Here is a 16,209-nt window from a genome sequence, read left to right on the forward strand (position 1 = left end):
TTTCACCAACCTGTGACCTGCTACACAAAGAGAGCGGTTGGTTTGCTCAACCATCCACAACCTGGCAAATCGCTCATAGCAAAATGAAATCGGAGACCGCCCTCGCACCCGTGAGTGCGAAGGCGGCCTCCGCTTTCGCGCCGAATTATTCGGCGGCGTTGACCTGCAGGTCGAACTTGGCAGCCACATCGGGGTGCAGGTGCACCACGACGCTGTGCTTGCCGGTGCTCTTGATGTGAGCCTTCGGCAGCTCGATGCTGCGCTTGTCGACGACCGGACCACCGGCGGCCTTGATGGCCGAGGCGATATCGGCGGCGGTGACCGAACCGAAGAGCTTGCCGGTGCCCGCGGTCTTGACGGACAGCGCCACGCCGGTCAGACCCTCGAGGGCCTGCTTCAGCTCGTTGGCGTGATCCAGATCGCGCACCTTGCGCGCGTCCTGGGCACGACGGATGCCGGCAACCTGCTTCTCGGCACCGCGGGTGGCGACAATCGCCAAGCCGCGGGGCAGCAGGAAGTTACGGCCGTAACCGTCCTTGACCTCCACGGTGTCGCCGGGCGCACCGAGGTGATCCACATCAGCAGTCAGAATCAACTTCATTGCTGTGTCTTCCCTTCTCAGCGAGCCGTGGACACGTAAGGCAGCAGTGCGACCTCACGGGAGTTCTTGACGGCAACGGCCACATCGCGCTGATGCTGCACGCAGTTGCCGGTCACCCGGCGCGCGCGGATCTTGCCGCGATCGGACACGTACTTGCGCAGCAGCGCGGTGTCCTTGTAGTCGATATTGACGGTGCCGGTCTTGGCTTCCTTGCAGAAAGCACAAGCCTTCTTCTTCAGCACCTTCTCGCGTGCCGGTGCTTTGGCCATGGGTTTTACTCCGTAATCCTGGGGGAGCTCTCAGGCTCCCTGCGAAAGCCGTTCCGGCCGAGCCGGATTAGGCGTACCGCCTAGAACGGCGGTTCATCGTCCATCTGCTGCCCGCCCCCGAAGGAGCCGGCCGCGGGCGCACTGCCCCACGGGTCGTCGCCGGCACTCTGGCCGCCACGACCTCCGCCACTGCCACTGCCACCGCCGGAGAAACCTCCGCCGCCGCCCTGACCGCCGCCCCCCTGGGGAGCGCCGCCGCCACCTGCGAAGCCGCCGCCACCACCGCCACGGGTGGTTTTGTTGATCTTCGCGGTCGCGTACTTCAGGGACGGACCGACCTCTTCGACCTCGAGCTCGACGACCGTGCGCTTCTCACCCTCGCGGGTTTCATAGGAGCGCTGCTTCAGTCGTCCGCTCACGATCACCCGAGATCCACGGGTCAGGCTCTCGGCAACATTCTCCGCAGCTTCTCGCCAGATGTTGCAGCGCAGGAAAAGCGCTTCGCCGTCTTTCCATTCATTGGTATTACGGTCGAACACACGGGGAGTCGACGCGACCGTGAAGTTCGCGACGGCCGCTCCCGCGGGCGTGAATCGAAGCTCGGGGTCAGCCGTCAAGTTACCGATGACGGTGATGACCGTGTCGCCTGCTGCCATGAGATTCCTCCTGCTATCCGGTGCAGTCCGCAGTGCACTCGCCTGTTGCGCTCAGCCTAGAGACACAGACCGACGCATTGTGAGCGCACATGCGGGAGGGCAGGACCTACTTCTTGCCGAGGCGCAGCACCTTGGTGCGCAGCACCGACTCGTTCAGTCCCAGCTGGCGATCGAGTTCGCTGACAGTCGCCGACTCGGCGGTCAGCTTGACGACCGCGTAGATGCCTTCGGCCTGCTTGGCGATCTCGTAGGCGAGACGACGCTTGCCCCAGATGTCGACGTTGTCGACCTTGCCGCCTTCTGAACCAACCACGCCGAGCATGGTGTTCAGGTTCGGGCCAACGGTGCGCTCGTCCAGACTCGGATCGAGGATAACCATCACTTCATAATGACGCACGGACCTCATCACCTCCTATGGGCTTAAACGGCCACGGACGATCCGTGGCAGGAGGGTTCGTTGCGTCAGCAACCCGCCAAGGCTACATGAACCGGTTGTGAGCTGCGAAATCGGCTCGGTCCCCGGGTTTGACGGGCCGCGACCCGGGTGCGGGCCCTATGGTTGGGGCCATGCTGAACCGACCCGTCGCCAGTGAGCCGGTCGCCGACCGTCGTGCGGGCTCGGTGTGGTCGTCGTTCGGGTTCGTCTCCGTAATGGTGTGCGCGGTCACACTATTGATGGCCTACTTCAACAAGGCGCGCTGCGCGGGCGCGCCCTTCGACGACAACGGGCGCAGCACCATCTTCGATTCCGTGAAGGATTCGACGGTCTGCTATTCGGATATCCAATTCCTGTGGTTGGGCCGCGATATCAATGAGCATGTCTTCCCGTACCTGAGCGGCGGTATCACCCCCGACGGCGCGCTCACCGGGGGCGCGGTCGAATATCCGGTGCTGAGTGGGCTTTTCATGTGGCTGGGCGCGATCGGCGCGCACGATGACGCGGCGTTCCTGCTGCACTCGGCGCTGCTGCTGGCCCCGTTCGCGCTGCTGACCGCATACATGTTGGGCCGCATGGGCGGTCGCGCCGCCCTGTTGTGGGCGGCCGGACCGCCGCTGATCCTCTACGCCTTCCACAACTGGGAGTTGCCGGTGGTGTGCGCGGCGGTCGGCGCGGCGTACATCGTGACCACCATGACCCGATACTCGTTGCGCGCCCGCGCTATTGCCGCCGCGGTGCTGCTGGGTATCGGTTTCTGCCTGAAGCTGTATCCCGGAATCTTCGTGCTGCCCTTGCTCTTACACGTGCTGGTCGGCGAATCCGAGCCCGGTGTGGACGCGCGTTCACCGCGCCCCTTCGATGTGCGGGGCGCGATCGCGGTCGCCGCGACGGCGATCGGCACGGTGGTGCTGGTCAATCTGCCGTTCGCGCTGGCAGGGTATGAGGGCTGGCGGGCATCGATCACCTTCCAGCAGTTGCGGCAGGCCGATATCACCACCAATTCGATCTGGTACTGGGGTCTGCGCCCGATCTTCGGCAAGACCGCCGCCGATGAGGCCGCCTTCCAGGATGTGGTGTCGGTGGCCTCGCCGCTGCTGATCCTGACGGCCTTCGCGCTGGCGGCCTGGCTGGGCTGGCGGCGCTTCGCGGTCACCGGTTTGTATCCGTGGATCGGCGTGAGCGGCGCCATGCTCTGCGGATTCCTGTTGTTCCACAAGGTGCATTCACCGCAGTACACGCTGTGGCTGATCCCGTTCCTGGTGCTGCTGCGAGTGCGCTGGTCGCTGATCGGGGTGTATCTGCTGGCCGATGCCGCCATCGGGATCGGGGTGTTCCGATACTTCTACGCGTTGGGCTCCGGGCACTCGGTGGAGCTGGCCGAGAATGTGGTGCAGTTCGGTGTGTGGGGCCGGGCGGCGCTGCTGTTGGTGTTCTTCTTCCTGTTCATTCGGGCCAAGCCGCGCGTCCGGGTGAGCGCGGCGGACGAGTTCGGGCCGGATCGCGCACCGGTATTGGCGTATTCGGCGCTCTAATGCGCTGCGTCGCTTTCGGTATTGCGGGCGCGAAATGCCGCGCTCTTGGCCCGGTTTCCACAGATCGTCATATCGCACCAGCGGCGTGAGCCCGCGCGCGAAGTGTCCACGTAGAGCCGGGTGCAATCCTCGCGTCCGCATTCCCGGACCCGATTCCGATCCGCTCCGCCGATCAGTTCGATGGCCGAGCGCGCGATGGCGGCGAGTACGGATTCGCCTGTGCCGCTGCGCTGTACGTCCCCGTCGGCGGTGAGTTCGACACCGGGCAGTGCGCCGAGGGCGATTTCGTTGACGAGCCGTCGATCGGCGGCGGCGATGGTCTCGCCGGCGATGACGGCCAGGGCCATGCGCCAGGTGGCCTCGCGCAATCGGGTGGAGCGTTCCAGTTCGGTGGCATCGGTATGCGGCGCGGTATCGAGCAGGTTCGCCTCTATCGCCCAGGCGTCGAGGTCGGCGGGGGTTTCGAGGGTGTCCTCGAATCGGTCTCGCCGGGACTTCACGGTGCCGATGAAGTCCAATGCCAGATTGCCGCTGACGAAGGTGAACATGCCTTCACCGTAACCCCCTTGACAGGTTACGTCGACGAGGCGCAGGGTAATAACCGTCTTAAGGGGTTACTCGACGGGAGATGACGATGCAGAACCGGCTCATGAACGGGGTCGCGCAACCCGTATTCGTACTGATGTGGAGCAGTGCGTTCATCGTCGGAATCATCGGTGTCGGCGCGGCCCCGCCCATGGTGGTGCTGCTCGGCCGCTACGCCATCGCCGGGCCCCTGCTGGTGCTGTACGGCCTCGCGGTGCACGCGGTGTGGCCGCGCGGCGGGCAGCTGCGGCATGTCATGATCGCCGGTCTGCTCATGCAGATCGTGCAGTTCGGCGCGTTCTACACGGCCATGGGCGAACATGTCTCCGCCGCCGTGATCTCCCTGATGCAGGGCTTGAATCCCGTTGTCATAGCGCTGTTCTCGGGTGTGCTCGGTGAACACATCACCAAGCGCCAATGGGTCGGCTTCGGAATCGGCGGCCTGGGTGTGGCTTTCGCGGTCAGCGATCAATCCAACTTCTCCTGGCTGGGCCTGCTGCTGTGCGTCATCGGCCTGCTCGGCCTGAGCCTGGGCACCGTCTACCAGAAGAAGTTCACCCCCACCGTGGACTCTCGCGCGGCGACCGCGGTGCATCAACTGGTCAGCGCCCCCTTCGCCGGATTGCTCGTGCTGCTCAGCGGCAACTTCCACATCAGCGATCCCGGCCGCTTCGCGACCGCGCTCACCTGGATGGTGCTGGTCAACTCCATGGGCGCGTTCCTGCTGCTGAACGCCATGCTGCGCCGCTGGGACGCCACCCGCGTCGGCAAACTCTTCTTCGCCACCCCCGTCACGACCGCACTGCTGGCATGGCTGTTCATCGCACAACCCCTGCATCCCATGACAATCGCCGGACTCGCCGTCGGAATTCTCGGCATGGTGCTGGCCTCCCGCAAAACCCCGGCCGCCCCGGCAGCGGAGCCCCAGGTCCCGGACCTCGCGGTCGATCGGCCCGAACTCGCTCGCGCCTGACCGATTTCGTGTCGGGAAGGGGCGGTTCGGGCAACCGCACGGCAGACTGTCCCGCATGCTGCACCTGCGGATTATGGCTCCCGCCACCATGACCGAGGACGTACTCGGCGCCCTGGAATGCGATGAGGCCGTCACCGGTCTGGCCGTGTTCCGGGGCGCGGCCGTGCGTCCGGCCGGGGATGTGGTCACCGCCCAGGTGGCCCGTGAGGCCGCCAATGACGTGGTCAACCGGCTGCGCGCGCTCAAGGTGCATCGCGAGGGCAGTATCGAGATCGAAGAGGTGCAGACCTGGCTCTCGCGCAGCGGTTTCGACGCGGAGGTACGCACGCCGGGCAGCAGCGCCGACGCCGTGGTGTGGGCGGAGGTGACGCAGCGGTCCTATGAGGAGACCGAACTCAATTGGACCTACCTGAGTTTCATGACGCTCGCGACCATTATCGCGAGTATCGCCATTGTGCTGGATTCGCAGATCCTGGTGATCGGCGCGATGGTGCTCGGTCCCGAGTTCGGTGCGATCGCGGCACTCGGGGTGGCGCTGGTGCGTCGGCGATTCGTGCTGTTGCAGTTGGCGATTCGCACCTTGTTCGCCGGGTTCGCGGTGGCCATCGGCGTCACCATCGTGCTGGCGCTGGCGGCGCGCGGGCTGGGCTGGATCACCCTCGACAATGTGATCGGCCCCCGCCCGAGTACGCATTTCATCTACACCCCGGACAAGTGGTCGTTCATTGTCGCGGTGGTGGCGGCGGCCGCCGGGGTGCTGTCCATCACGTCGGCGAAATCGGTTGGTATGGCCGGGGTTTTCATCTCGGTGACCACCGTGCCCGCCGCCGGCAATATCGCCTTGGGTGTGGCCTTCGGTAACGGTTCCACCATTTGGGGCAGCGTGGCGCAGCTGCTGGGGAACGTCGCCGGAATGGCGCTCGCGGGCTGGGTGACCCTGGCGGTGCAGCAGGTGCTGTGGTCGCGTATGTCGGTGCGGCGCGCCAAGTTCATGGTGCGCACTCGCCGCATGCTCTGAGCGCGTCGGACAACGAACCGCGCCCGCCACGCGAATTCGCATGACGGGCGCGGTAATCGGGTTACGCGGTTCAGCGGACCGGGGTCGGTTCCTCACTGCTCACGCTTTTGGACTCGTCATCGTCGAGCCTCCGATTGCGAATGATGCTGGTGATGAACGCGGCACCGATGAAGGCCACACCCACCAGGCCGGTGACGACCTCGTTGACGTGCACGCCGATCGAGATCAGCAGGATGATCGCCAGTGCGCCGATGGCCCAGTGCGCGCCGTGCTCCAGGTACACGTACTCCGAGAGCGTGCCCTTGCGGACCAGGAACACGGTGATGGAGCGGACGAACATGGCGCCGATCAGGCCCAGGCCCAGGGCGATCAGAATCGGGTCCGAGGTGATGGCGAACGCGCCGATGACACCGTCGAAGGAGAACGAGGCGTCGAGCACTTCCAGGTACAGGAACAGGAAGAAGGCCGCCTTGCCGGTGGCCTTGACCACCCCGCTGGGCCCGGATTCACCGCCCTCTTCGAGTTCTTCGGTGTGGAACATCGAGCCGAGGCCGTCGACCAGGATGTACGTGATCACGCCCAGTACGCCCGAAACCAGTACGGTGCCACGATCATCGGAGTCCGCGATGACCTCGGCGGCGATGACGATGGCGACCAGGGTGAGCACGACCGAGAGCATGTCCAGCTTGCCGAGCTTGGCCAGCGGCCGCTCGAGCCAGCCGAGCCAGGTGATCTCATGCTCTTCGAGGATGAAGTTCAGGAACAGCAGCAGCAGGAACGCGCCACCGAAGGCGGCGATCTGCGGATGCGCGTCGGTGAGCAGCTTCTCGTAGGAGGCGCTGCCGTCGGGGAAGGTGAGGGCGCCGTCCGCGGGCGGGTTCATCGCCAGGTCGAAGGCGCGCTTGGGGTCCAGGCCCGCGGTGATCCAGACGATGGCGAGCGGGAAGACCAGGCGCATACCGAAGACGGCGATGACCACGCCGACGGTAAGGAAGATCTTCTGCCAGAACTCGCTCATCCGTTGCAGGACACTGGCATTGATGACGGCGTTGTCGAACGACAGCGACACCTCGAGGATGCCCAGGATGGCGCACAGTGCCAGCGCTGTCGGACCGCCGTACACGAATGCCGCTATGAGAGCGAGCACCGAGACGATGATGGAGAGGCCGAAAATACGCACCGCTAGGGGGCCTTTCGTAGTGCCGGTATCAGTTCCGGATCGGGTAAGGCTCGCACGAGGAGGGACCCGTGCTCCCGAGCCCCCCTGGCGCGTCGAACTTTTCGATTAGACGTTGACGCCGTAGTCGCGGGCGATACCGGACAGACCGGACGCGTAGCCCTGGCCGATGGCCCGGAACTTCCACTCGGCGCCATTGCGGTACAGCTCGCCGAAGACCATGGCGGTCTCGGTGGAGGCGTCCTCGGTGAGGTCGTAGCGGGCCAGCTCGGCGCCGTTGGCGCGGTCGACCACGCGAATGTAGGCATTGCGGACCTGGCCGAAGCTCTGGCCGCGCTGATCCGCCTCGTAGATCGAGACCGGGAAGAAGATGGACTCGATGCTGGGCGGGGTGGCCGCGAGATCGACATTGATTATCTCGTCGTCGCCTTCGCCTTCACCGGTGAGGTTGTCGCCGGTGTGCACGATGGAGCCTTCGGGCGAGGTCAGGTTGTTGAAGAAGACGAAGTGCTTGTCCGAAACAACCTTCTTGTCGCCGCCGGTGGCGATCGCGCTCGCGTCCAGGTCGAAGTCGGTCCCGGTGGTCGTCCGCACGTCCCAGCCGAGGCCGACCGACACGGCGGTGAGGTTCGGGGCCTGCTTCGTCAGCGAAACATTGCCGCCCTTGGACAAACTGACACCCATGCGGGAATCCCTTCCGTTGGAAAGCGTTCAAACGTTCTTGTAGCGCGGCATGTCCGAATTGCCGGGTCCGCAGGTACGACCCTAGTAGCTTTCCCGAGGCTTGTGCATGAACAAACCGAGGACATCCCCGGGCACCAGCCTGTCACGCGACATGTCACCCGGTTCATCGTCGCAGTCGCCGCGGGTGTGAACGGGCACCTAACATCGGGGCGTGGCAGGCCGTAGACGCGGATGGTTCCGGTCCCCCCGGGACACAGCATGGGTGCAGCAGGCCCGGACGGCGCTGACCGCCGCCTTCCTGGACATGGACACCCGGCAGAGCATTGCCGAGAATGCCGTCGCGGCCTCCGCGCAGGTATTTCCCGAGCGCGGTATGGCCGCGCAGTGGGATCGGGTGCGCGCCCGCTGCTATGACGCGGCGGGCTCCTACCTGGCCTTGAACGAGCGCCTCGACCAGGCCGAACGGGACGGCGGATCGATTCCGCAGGCCGAGATCGACGGGCAGATACGCAAACTCGCCGATGCCGCACGCGGGGTGGACGAGTTCTATCGCGGCAATCAGGGCCACCTCGAGCATGCGGTCGCGGTGTACGGGTCGGTGCCACAACTGGTGGCGCAGGTGCGGTCGGCGGCGCAGCGGGTGCGGCAGGCCGCGGACGACTCACCCTTCTCCGGGTATCCGTCGGTGCTGCTGTCCAAGGCCGCGGTCGATGAGGGTCTCGTCACACTGGAGGCCGCCATCGGCGCCGGTGTCGGTGCCACCCGCGAGGCCGCGACGGAGTTGGAGAATCGCTCCCGCACACTGTCAAGGGCACTGGAAGACGCACCGGGCAAACAGCATTCGGCGACCACCGCACTGGCCTCCGCGGGTACCCGGCTGGCGGCGGCCCAGCATCGCACCGAGCGACTCGCGCCCGCGCTGTCTTCCCTGCTCCGAGAGTTCAACGCTGCGAGTTCGGCGGATTTGGCGAACAATGAGCGGCAAGCCCACCGAGCCATCGACGCCGCAGCCGCGGATCTGTCCCGGGCCCGGGCCGCATTGCAGAACAACGACCCGGAGCAAACGCTTGAATTGACCACATCCGCCCGCGGGCACCTCGCCTCCGCGGAGGAGCAGGCCGACGCCGTCACCGACCGTCTGGCACTGTTGCGCGAGGTCCGTGAGAAGCCACAGGAGAAGGCCAAGACCGTCCGGTTCAAACTGCGGGATGCGCAGATGCTGGCGGTGAACAACGGTCTCGTCCCGCAGTGGGGTTCGGTACTGGATGCCCAGTCCGAACGCCTGGATCGGGTGGTCGCCGGGCTCACCGGCCCGCATCCGGACTATTGGGCGTATATCTCCGAACTGGATGCCGTCTCGGCGTTCATAGCGGGTGTTGTCGAACGCATGCGAAGTACCGATAGATAAACCGACCGAACAGTAGGAGGCACGGGGGACGATGACCGCGATTATCAGCACCTATCCGGAAGTCGCCCCCGTATCCCTGCACAAGCGCTTCCCCATGCGCCACTTCCCGCAGGTACCCGGGCCGGAACTGCGACTGCTCTGCCACCGTCTGCCCGAACCCTTCGGCGACTCCAACGACCGCGATCTGCTCTCGATGGCCCTGGGCGCGACGCTGTACGTGCCCGCCACCCGCGCCGACCTCACCGCCACCATTCAGCGGCGCGCCGCGCGCGGGGCCTGCTCCATGGTCATCGACCTCGAGGACGCCGTCGCCGACCACGACCTGGAGTTCGGAAAGAAGCAGGCCGCCCGGACCTTGGACGAACTCGGCAGCGGGGTCGCCGCGTATCCACTGCTGTTCGTACGGGTGCGCGACCCCGAGACCGTCGGCGAGATCGTGTCCGCGATCGGACCGGGGGCGCGGGCGCTCACCGGATTCGTCTTCCCCAAATTCGACAGCACCACCGGCGCGAAGTACCTCGACGCTCTCGACGCGGCATCGAAGGCGCTGGGGCGCAAGGTCTTCGGCATGCCGGTGCTGGAATCACCCGCGCTGGTACACCGGCAGACCCGCGATCTGGAGTTGCACCGCATCCAGGAGCTGCTCACCGCCCGCCGTGACAGCGTGCTCGCGGTACGCATCGGGGCCACGGATATGTGCTCCACCTTCGGAATTCGGCGCGATCGCGATCTGACCATCTACGACGTGCGCGTGGTCGCCGATGTGATCGCCGATATCGTGAACTACCTGGGGCGCACGGACGGAACGGGATTCACCATCACCGGACCGGTCTGGGAGTACTTCGCCGACCACGAGCGCATGTTCCGCCCGCAGCTGCGCACCTCACCCTTCTCCGAGGCGGACGCGGTGCCGTTCCGGCAGTACCTGGTCAGCCGGGACCTGGACGGACTGCTGCGCGAGATAACCCTGGATCGCGCCAACGGAATTCAGGGCAAGACGGTCATCCACCCCTCGCACGTCGCGGTGGTGCACGCACTGTCGGTGGTCACCCACGAGGAGTACTCCGACGCCCTGGACATCCTGCGCGAGGACTCCGGCGGCGTCGCGGCCTCGGAGTACCGCAACAAGATGAACGAGATGAAGCCGCATCGCAGCTGGGCGCGCCAAACCATCCTGCGCGCAAGAGTTTTCGGAGTCACCAATAAGGGCGTCTCCTTCGTGGATCTATTGAAAGTGCTGGTGGCATCGTGAGCTCGGGTTCTGACGGCACCGTGGCCGCCGAGGGCGTCTTGACCGTCGCGCCTTGGGCCACCCGCGAACTCGGTCTCGGCCTCCGGCACGGGAACTCGTACGCCCTGCCCGGCGAGTGGCGGATCGCCGAACTCATCGAGCCGGGGCTGCGGCGCAATCCGCGGCGCGGGCATCTGCTGGTCTCCACCGTGCTGGGTAAGCACCTGCCGACCGATCCGCATCGCGTGATCGAGGCCGGAAATCATCTGGGGGATCTGGTGCGCGAGCGGATCGATGGCCCCGTCATCGTGCTCGGATTCGCGGAAACCGCAACGGGACTCGGCCACTGTGTGGCCGCCCGCATCCAGGCACAGTGCTACCTGCACTCGACGCGCCGCACCGTGCCCACCGCCGAGGTGCTCACCGGATTCGAGGAGGGCCATTCGCACGCCACCTCGCACATGCTGCAACCCGCGCCCGCCGGAATCTTCCGCAACAAGCTGCCGATGGTTCTCGTGGACGACGAAATATCCACCGGCGCAACCGCTCTGGACGCCATTCGGGCGCTGCACGCCTTCAATCCGCGCCCCCACTATGTGCTGGCGTCGCTGGTGGACATGCGAACCACCGCCGATCGCAGCGCATTCGATGCCGCCGCGCGTGACCTGGGCGTCCGCATCGATACCGTCTGCCTCGCTTCCGGCGAAACTTTACTTCCGGTCGACCTGGTCGATTCCGTTGCCGCACTGCCTGATCCGCAGCTCAATCCGGTCGCGTCGCGGCGCGGACGCGTGGCTCGGATGGCGCTGCCCTGGCCGGAGACCGTCCCCGAAGGCGGGCGGCACGGCATTCTGAACTCCGATGTCGCCGAGTTCGAAGCCGCCGTCGCCGCCGCCGCGACAACCCTCCGCGATGAACTGCGCGCCCTGGCATGGGAAACCGACGCGGGGTCGGCCGACGGCCCGCTCGGCCGTCCGGTCGTGGTGCTCGCGCACGAGGAGTTCATGTATCTGCCCCTGCGGTTGGCGGCGGCCCTCGCCGACGGCGGTATACCGACCCGGTATCAGACGACCACCCGGTCACCCGCGTATGTGCTGGATGAGCCCGGGTATCCGTTGCGACGCGGATTCCGTTTCCTCGCACCGGAATCCGGTGAGGAATCATCGCGCTATCTGTACAACGCGCACTGGCCGGAGCCGGGTGCGGCCGAGCCGATTCTCCTGGTGATCGCCGATGAACCCGCCGACACCGATCGGCTCGCCGACGCGGGCGGATTGCTCGATGTGCTGACCGCCTCGGGAGCCGACGTGGTGGCCGCGGTACTGCGGGGTGCTGACCCGCGACGGCTGGCGGCCGTGCGCACAGCCGCCGGTGTCGGCGGTTCGAACACAGTGCCGACGATCGAATCCGGTGCCGTCGCGTCCGCGCATCCGTCGCCGCTGCGCGGCCCGGAGTTCGGCTCGTATGCCCCGGACGAGGTGGCGTGGCTGTTGAAAGATCTATCCGCAGTGGATCTGGAAGCCGATGTGGCCGAACGGGAACGGCGCATTCAATCCGGAGTAGCACACTACGCCGAGTCGCTGCCGGTGGAGTATCAGCCCGATGCCGCGTACCGGGAGCTCTTCGACAAGGTGCTCGCCGAGAGCGCGGAGCGACTGGCCTCGGCGGTGGCGACCGTCTCGGAATTGGTGGTCGCCGAGCGTGGCGAGAACATCGTGCTGGTGTCGCTGGCTCGGGCCGGCACGCCTGTCGGGGTTCTTATGCGCCGGTGGATGCGGACCCGGGGTCTCGAGGTTCCGCACTACGCGGTGTCGATTGTCAGGGACCGGGGCATCGATTCGGTCGCACTGGATTACCTTGCGCGGCATCATGATCCGGCGAGCATCGTATTCGTCGACGGTTGGACCGGGAAGGGTGCGATCACCCGCGAACTCAGCGAAGCCCTCGACGCCTACCATGCTGCCGGAGGCGCGCGGTTCAACGACGAATTGGTGGTGCTCGCAGATCCGGGCAGTTGTGTTCGCACCTTCGGCACTCGTGACGACTTCCTCATTGCCTCCGCCTGCCTGAATTCAACTGTCTCCGGGCTGGTTTCGCGGACGGTGCTCAATGACGACCTGATCGGTCCGCATGATTTCCACGGTGCGAAGTTCTATCGGGAACTGGCGGGCGAGGATGTCTCGGCGCGCCTGGTGGATGCGGTCAGCGCCCAGTTCGATACCGTGCGGCCCTGGATTGCCGCGCAGGTGGATGCGATCCGGCGCTCTGACCGGACGCCCGACTGGGCGGGCTGGGCCTCGGTCGAGAAGGTGCGCGCCGAGTACGGGATCTCCAGCGTCAATTTCGTGAAACCCGGTGTGGGAGAGACGACCCGGGTGTTATTGCGACGGCTGCCCTGGCGGGTACTGGTGCGCGACGCCGACGCACCCGAGCATGCGCACATTCGGATGCTCGCGGCGGCGCGGGACGTGCCGGTCGAGGTCGTCCCCGACCTCGCGTACGCGTGCATGGGCCTGATCAAGGATGTGAGCGAGGGGTGACCGGCTTCCGAACCTTGATCGCCACCGATCTCGATCGCACGATGATCTACTCCCGCAATGCCTTCGGCACGGTGCCCGACCTGTCGACGGTGTGCGTGGAACACCTGGACGGCGAACCGCTGTCGTATATGACCGCGAGAGCGGCGGACCGTTTGAAGGCGCTCGCCGAGGTGGCGGCGGTCATCCCCACCACCACCCGAACCATCGAGCAGTTCAACCGGATTCAGCTACCGGGCGCGCCGTGGCGATACGCCGTGACCACCAATGGCGGCAATATTCTCGACAATGGTCACCCCGATACCCGCTGGCGCGAGGCACTCGACCGCGACGTCCGTGCCTCCAGTGCCTCGCTAGCCGAGATCAGCGCGGAATTGCATTCGCGCACAGACGATTCCTTCGTGCTGAAGTACCGGGTCGCCGATGAGCTGTTCTGCTACCTGGTGGTCGACCTGGCAGCCTTACCCGCGGATTTTCTCGCCGAATGGGATGCCTGGTGCCGCCCGCGCGGCTGGTCCGCGTCCCAGCAGGGTCGCAAGATCTACACCATGCCGAACGCGGTCTGTAAGAGTCGCACGGTGGCGGAAGTCCGTCACCGCCTGGAGTATTCGGGCGACCTGGACGGTTCCGCCCGACTGCTCGCGGCCGGTGACGGCGCACTCGACGCCGAGATGCTGCGCGCGGCCGATCTCGCCATCCGCCCCCGCCACGGCGAATTGGAAGAACTCGCCTGGGCCCACCCGAATCTCACGGTCACCGCGACCTCCGGCATCCGCGCCGGCGAGGAGATCCTGGACTGGTTCGCCGACGCGCTCGAATGACTATCGAACCCTGGTATCGGTAGCCGGTCCGGGCGGAATGATCCAGCGGGAGAAGGTTTCCTGAGGATCGACGGTGATGGTATCGGCCACTGCCAGTAGCGTCGCCGGAACCTCCCCGCCCAGATGGTCGAGGCTCGGAACGATCACCGCCTCGGCATCCACCGACCACACCACATCGATCAGCCGCTGCACCGGATCATCGGTATACGGCCCGAACACAATGGTTTTCGCCAGCGTGTAACCCAGTCGCGCGGCCGTACTCCGCAACCGGATCTCATCCCAGGACTGTCGCACTCCCGAGACATCACTCCGCAAATACCCGATGGAAGTGGGAATCTCCAACATCCTCACCACCCCCGAACCGGCACAGCGCCACGCTCTCGCATGAGCCGAGCCTGAATCTCCGCCACCGGTAGCCCCCGCACGCGCCGCGCGGCATGCGCCCCACCCCGCAACGGATGCCCCGTAACGAGCAGCGTCGCCGCGATGAACAGCATGGTGAGCACGATTTCCATCAGATGCCTCCCGAACCTCGAAGTCCCCAACATCGATCCACCTGTGACGCTACGCACAGCGGGTCGTCCGAACTTTCAATGAACTTTCAATTCTTGTTCCCGCCGAGGGCGTGATGGCGGTAGCGTCGAGTCCATGCAGGAGCAGGAACGGGTCGGTGCTCGCGTCGCGCGAATTCGTAAGCAGCGCGGAATGACTCAGGTCGCGCTGGCGAAACGCGCCGGCAGCAGCGTGAGCATGGTGTCGAAGGTCGAGGGTGGCTACGCCTCGGCTTCGTCGCAGTTGCTGGGTGCGATCGCCGGTGCTCTCGGAGTGGACACCACGGTGCTGACCGGTCCACAGGACCGTCCGGAGCAACTGCACGAAATGGTGCCGACCATTCGCCGCGCGCTGGCGTCGGTCGACCTGTTCGAGTGGGACGGCGAACCGCAGCCGATATCGGCGTTGCGTGCCCAGGTAGTCCAGCTCAATACGTGGCGGCGCGATACCAAGTACCGCAAGATCGGGCAGGTGCTGCCGGATCTCGTCGAACAACTGCTCCTTGCCGGACGGGAGCACGGCGAGCCCGCATATGCGCTCCTGGCCGACACCTATCGGGCCTCGAACACTTTGGCGCACAAGCTCGGCTATTCGGATCTGTCGATGACAGCCCTGGATCGCATGGAGTGGGCTGCGGTTCGCAGTGGCGATCAACTGCTGCTCGCAACCACCAACTACCTGCGTGCCGCCGCTCTTGCGCGTATCGGTGCCGGTAAGCAAGCGCTGTTGTTACTCGATCGCACGATGGCCGAGATCGAGCCGTTCGTAGAAATCGATCGCGATGCCGCAGCAGTATGGACTGCCCTGCATATGCGGGCTGGAACTGTCTCGGCGACACTCGCCGATGCTTCCCGATCGCAGGACCATCTCGAAGAAGCGGCCCGGGTCGCCGAGAACGTCGGGAATCGTGTTGTCTACGAGACGACAGTCGGCCCGGCCAATGTGCGTCTGTATGCGATTGCCGCCGCCGTCGACCTAGGCCATGGTGGCCGCGCTGTGCAGCTCGCGAAATCCACTGTCCTTCCCGGCGATATGGCCGCCGAACGAAAGACACACTTCCACCTCGACGCGGCTCGCGCCTACCTGCTGAACCGAAATCCCGACGAAGCTATCGAAGAACTCCACCAAGCGCATGCCCTTGCGCCGGAACACTTCCGCGCCAGCACCACCGTCAAAACCGCTCTCCAAACCGCAGCGGCCCAACAACGCCGCGCCACCTACGGCCTTCGCGCACTGGCCAATCAGGCGGGCTTGGTCGACTGAGGCAACAGCGCCGAGCCTCCAACTGCCTGCGCGCCCCCTCCAACTTCGCGGGCCTCAAGGACTGATTCAGGCAGCCATCGACTACCCGCCCCAACTCCCCGACATCACATCGAATGTGTGATGCGGACCGGAGTGGGCTCTTCCCACGCTTCCGATTTGGGCTCAACTTTTGGAATCGCCCGCTCAGGCGAATCCACCAGCTCCGCGAACACTCTCGTAACCTCGGCCTCAGCCCGCAACCTGGCAGTCTCGTGGCACTGCGATATGGCATTCGCGAGCCGACCGGGCTCGACGGACATCGCGGACTGTGAGATGTGGAGATCGGTGATAGTCCCATTCATATCGACTTCAATGACCACCGCCCCACCGGACGTCTGAGCCTGACCTCGAACCCGCGAGATCGCATTCTGAATATATTCGCGGCGTGCGGCCGCGTGGTCTGGATCAGTGATCATCGGTAGCC

At 65.5% G+C, this 16,209-nt stretch carries 18 protein-coding genes; 8 read left to right on the forward strand and 10 right to left on the reverse strand.

Annotation, left to right across the window (positions count from 1 at the left end):
* Nucleotides 1-145: 145 nt before the first annotated feature.
* The 4 genes from rplI to rpsF form a co-directional block, all read right to left on the reverse strand.
* Nucleotides 146-601 carry a 50S ribosomal protein L9 gene (rplI, locus tag OHB26_RS11970; RefSeq protein WP_067567657.1) on the reverse strand — a complete coding sequence of 152 codons (456 nt, stop codon included), beginning with the start codon at nucleotides 599-601 and terminating at the stop codon, nucleotides 146-148.
* Nucleotides 602-618: 17 nt separating this feature from the next.
* Nucleotides 619-870 carry a 30S ribosomal protein S18 gene (rpsR, locus tag OHB26_RS11975; RefSeq protein WP_067567655.1) on the reverse strand — a complete coding sequence of 84 codons (252 nt, stop codon included), beginning with the start codon at nucleotides 868-870 and terminating at the stop codon, nucleotides 619-621.
* 80 nt (nucleotides 871-950) lie between these two features.
* A complete protein-coding gene (locus OHB26_RS11980; RefSeq protein WP_153803336.1) occupies nucleotides 951-1,526 on the reverse strand; it encodes a single-stranded DNA-binding protein in 576 nt (191 codons plus the stop codon).
* 106 nt (nucleotides 1,527-1,632) lie between these two features.
* Complete coding sequence (gene rpsF / locus OHB26_RS11985) at nucleotides 1,633-1,923, reverse strand: 30S ribosomal protein S6 (RefSeq protein WP_330185601.1); 291 nt, start codon at nucleotides 1,921-1,923, stop codon at nucleotides 1,633-1,635.
* A gap of 254 nt (nucleotides 1,924-2,177) precedes the next feature.
* Here rpsF and OHB26_RS11990 point away from each other — a divergent pair, with 254 nt between their 5' ends.
* The gene (locus tag OHB26_RS11990) at nucleotides 2,178-3,497 is read left to right on the forward strand and encodes a glycosyltransferase family 87 protein (protein ID WP_330185602.1); all 1,320 of its coding nucleotides are present in this window, start codon (nucleotides 2,178-2,180) and stop codon (nucleotides 3,495-3,497) included.
* On the opposite strand, the gene OHB26_RS11995 is transcribed toward OHB26_RS11990, so the two are convergent.
* Nucleotides 3,494-4,045, reverse strand: a complete 552-nt coding sequence (locus OHB26_RS11995; RefSeq protein WP_330184249.1) for a CGNR zinc finger domain-containing protein — start codon at nucleotides 4,043-4,045, stop codon at nucleotides 3,494-3,496. The two genes, OHB26_RS11990 and OHB26_RS11995, sit on opposite strands and share 4 nt — an antisense overlap.
* A gap of 80 nt (nucleotides 4,046-4,125) precedes the next feature.
* On the opposite strand from OHB26_RS11995, the gene OHB26_RS12000 reads away from it, so the two are divergent.
* Complete coding sequence (locus tag OHB26_RS12000) at nucleotides 4,126-5,055, forward strand: DMT family transporter (protein WP_330184250.1); 930 nt, start codon at nucleotides 4,126-4,128, stop codon at nucleotides 5,053-5,055.
* A gap of 55 nt (nucleotides 5,056-5,110) precedes the next feature.
* The gene (locus tag OHB26_RS12005) at nucleotides 5,111-6,073 is read left to right on the forward strand and encodes a DUF389 domain-containing protein (protein ID WP_330184251.1); all 963 of its coding nucleotides are present in this window, start codon (nucleotides 5,111-5,113) and stop codon (nucleotides 6,071-6,073) included.
* Between the two features lie 70 nt (nucleotides 6,074-6,143).
* Here the strand turns inward: OHB26_RS12005 and OHB26_RS12010 are convergent, their stop codons facing one another.
* Complete coding sequence (locus OHB26_RS12010; RefSeq protein WP_330184252.1) at nucleotides 6,144-7,253, reverse strand: DUF475 domain-containing protein; 1,110 nt, start codon at nucleotides 7,251-7,253, stop codon at nucleotides 6,144-6,146.
* A gap of 105 nt (nucleotides 7,254-7,358) precedes the next feature.
* Nucleotides 7,359-7,934: a TerD family protein gene (locus OHB26_RS12015; protein WP_330184253.1), complete on the reverse strand. Its 576-nt coding sequence runs from the start codon at nucleotides 7,932-7,934 to the stop codon at nucleotides 7,359-7,361.
* Between the two features lie 262 nt (nucleotides 7,935-8,196).
* On the opposite strand from OHB26_RS12015, the gene OHB26_RS12020 reads away from it, so the two are divergent.
* The 4 genes from OHB26_RS12020 to OHB26_RS12035 all read left to right on the forward strand — a co-directional run bounded on the left by OHB26_RS12020 (nucleotide 8,197) and on the right by OHB26_RS12035 (nucleotide 13,931).
* Nucleotides 8,197-9,342 carry a hypothetical protein gene (locus OHB26_RS12020; protein WP_330184254.1) on the forward strand — a complete coding sequence of 382 codons (1,146 nt, stop codon included), beginning with the start codon at nucleotides 8,197-8,199 and terminating at the stop codon, nucleotides 9,340-9,342.
* 94 nt (nucleotides 9,343-9,436) lie between these two features.
* Entirely contained in the window at nucleotides 9,437-10,594 is a 1,158-nt protein-coding gene (locus tag OHB26_RS12025; protein ID WP_330185603.1) for an HpcH/HpaI aldolase/citrate lyase family protein, read from the forward strand.
* Nucleotides 10,591-13,113: a phosphoribosyltransferase domain-containing protein gene (locus OHB26_RS12030; protein WP_330184255.1), complete on the forward strand. Its 2,523-nt coding sequence runs from the start codon at nucleotides 10,591-10,593 to the stop codon at nucleotides 13,111-13,113. Before OHB26_RS12025 ends, OHB26_RS12030 begins: the two co-directional genes overlap by 4 nt.
* A 41-nt stretch (nucleotides 13,114-13,154) precedes the next feature.
* Nucleotides 13,155-13,931, forward strand: coding sequence for an HAD family hydrolase (locus tag OHB26_RS12035; protein WP_330185604.1), 777 nt, complete (start codon nucleotides 13,155-13,157; stop codon nucleotides 13,929-13,931).
* On the opposite strand, the gene OHB26_RS12040 is transcribed toward OHB26_RS12035, so the two are convergent.
* Together OHB26_RS12040 and OHB26_RS12045 are read right to left on the reverse strand one after the other, a co-directional pair.
* The gene (locus OHB26_RS12040; protein ID WP_330184256.1) at nucleotides 13,932-14,276 is read right to left on the reverse strand and encodes a hypothetical protein; all 345 of its coding nucleotides are present in this window, start codon (nucleotides 14,274-14,276) and stop codon (nucleotides 13,932-13,934) included. It lies immediately after the preceding gene.
* A 2-nt stretch (nucleotides 14,277-14,278) separates the two neighbouring features.
* Entirely contained in the window at nucleotides 14,279-14,446 is a 168-nt protein-coding gene (locus OHB26_RS12045; RefSeq protein ID WP_330184257.1) for a hypothetical protein, read from the reverse strand.
* Nucleotides 14,447-14,579: 133 nt separating this feature from the next.
* On the opposite strand from OHB26_RS12045, the gene OHB26_RS12050 reads away from it, so the two are divergent.
* Nucleotides 14,580-15,746, forward strand: a complete 1,167-nt coding sequence (locus OHB26_RS12050; RefSeq protein ID WP_330184258.1) for a helix-turn-helix domain-containing protein — start codon at nucleotides 14,580-14,582, stop codon at nucleotides 15,744-15,746.
* Nucleotides 15,747-15,850: 104 nt separating this feature from the next.
* Here the strand turns inward: OHB26_RS12050 and OHB26_RS12055 are convergent, their stop codons facing one another.
* Entirely contained in the window at nucleotides 15,851-16,201 is a 351-nt protein-coding gene (locus OHB26_RS12055; RefSeq protein WP_330184259.1) for a YbaB/EbfC family nucleoid-associated protein, read from the reverse strand.
* Nucleotides 16,202-16,209 lie beyond the last annotated feature (8 nt).

Origin of the sequence: Nocardia sp. NBC_01503 (assembly GCF_036327755.1) — a bacterium.
Classification (GTDB): domain Bacteria; phylum Actinomycetota; class Actinomycetes; order Mycobacteriales; family Mycobacteriaceae; genus Nocardia.

What these genes read in the sequence shown, in the direction of transcription:
- OHB26_RS12000 (WP_330184250.1), top strand. Translation starts at nt 4,126, where the DNA reads ATGACGATGCAGAACCGGCTCATGAACGGGGTCGCGCAACCCGTATTC.
- OHB26_RS12040 (WP_330184256.1), bottom strand. Translation starts at nt 14,276, where the DNA reads ATGTTGGAGATTCCCACTTCCATCGGGTATTTGCGGAGTGATGTCTCG.
- OHB26_RS12050 (WP_330184258.1), top strand. Translation starts at nt 14,580, where the DNA reads ATGCAGGAGCAGGAACGGGTCGGTGCTCGCGTCGCGCGAATTCGTAAG.
- rplI (WP_067567657.1), bottom strand. Translation starts at nt 601, where the DNA reads ATGAAGTTGATTCTGACTGCTGATGTGGATCACCTCGGTGCGCCCGGC.
- OHB26_RS11990 (WP_330185602.1), top strand. Translation starts at nt 2,178, where the DNA reads ATGGTGTGCGCGGTCACACTATTGATGGCCTACTTCAACAAGGCGCGC.
- OHB26_RS12045 (WP_330184257.1), bottom strand. Translation starts at nt 14,446, where the DNA reads ATGGAAATCGTGCTCACCATGCTGTTCATCGCGGCGACGCTGCTCGTT.
- OHB26_RS12015 (WP_330184253.1), bottom strand. Translation starts at nt 7,934, where the DNA reads ATGGGTGTCAGTTTGTCCAAGGGCGGCAATGTTTCGCTGACGAAGCAG.
- OHB26_RS12055 (WP_330184259.1), bottom strand. Translation starts at nt 16,201, where the DNA reads ATGATCACTGATCCAGACCACGCGGCCGCACGCCGCGAATATATTCAG.
- OHB26_RS11995 (WP_330184249.1), bottom strand. Translation starts at nt 4,045, where the DNA reads ATGTTCACCTTCGTCAGCGGCAATCTGGCATTGGACTTCATCGGCACC.
- OHB26_RS12025 (WP_330185603.1), top strand. Translation starts at nt 9,437, where the DNA reads ATGCGCCACTTCCCGCAGGTACCCGGGCCGGAACTGCGACTGCTCTGC.
- rpsR (WP_067567655.1), bottom strand. Translation starts at nt 870, where the DNA reads ATGGCCAAAGCACCGGCACGCGAGAAGGTGCTGAAGAAGAAGGCTTGT.
- OHB26_RS11980 (WP_153803336.1), bottom strand. Translation starts at nt 1,526, where the DNA reads ATGGCAGCAGGCGACACGGTCATCACCGTCATCGGTAACTTGACGGCT.
- OHB26_RS12035 (WP_330185604.1), top strand. Translation starts at nt 13,155, where the DNA reads ATGATCTACTCCCGCAATGCCTTCGGCACGGTGCCCGACCTGTCGACG.
- OHB26_RS12005 (WP_330184251.1), top strand. Translation starts at nt 5,111, where the DNA reads ATGCTGCACCTGCGGATTATGGCTCCCGCCACCATGACCGAGGACGTA.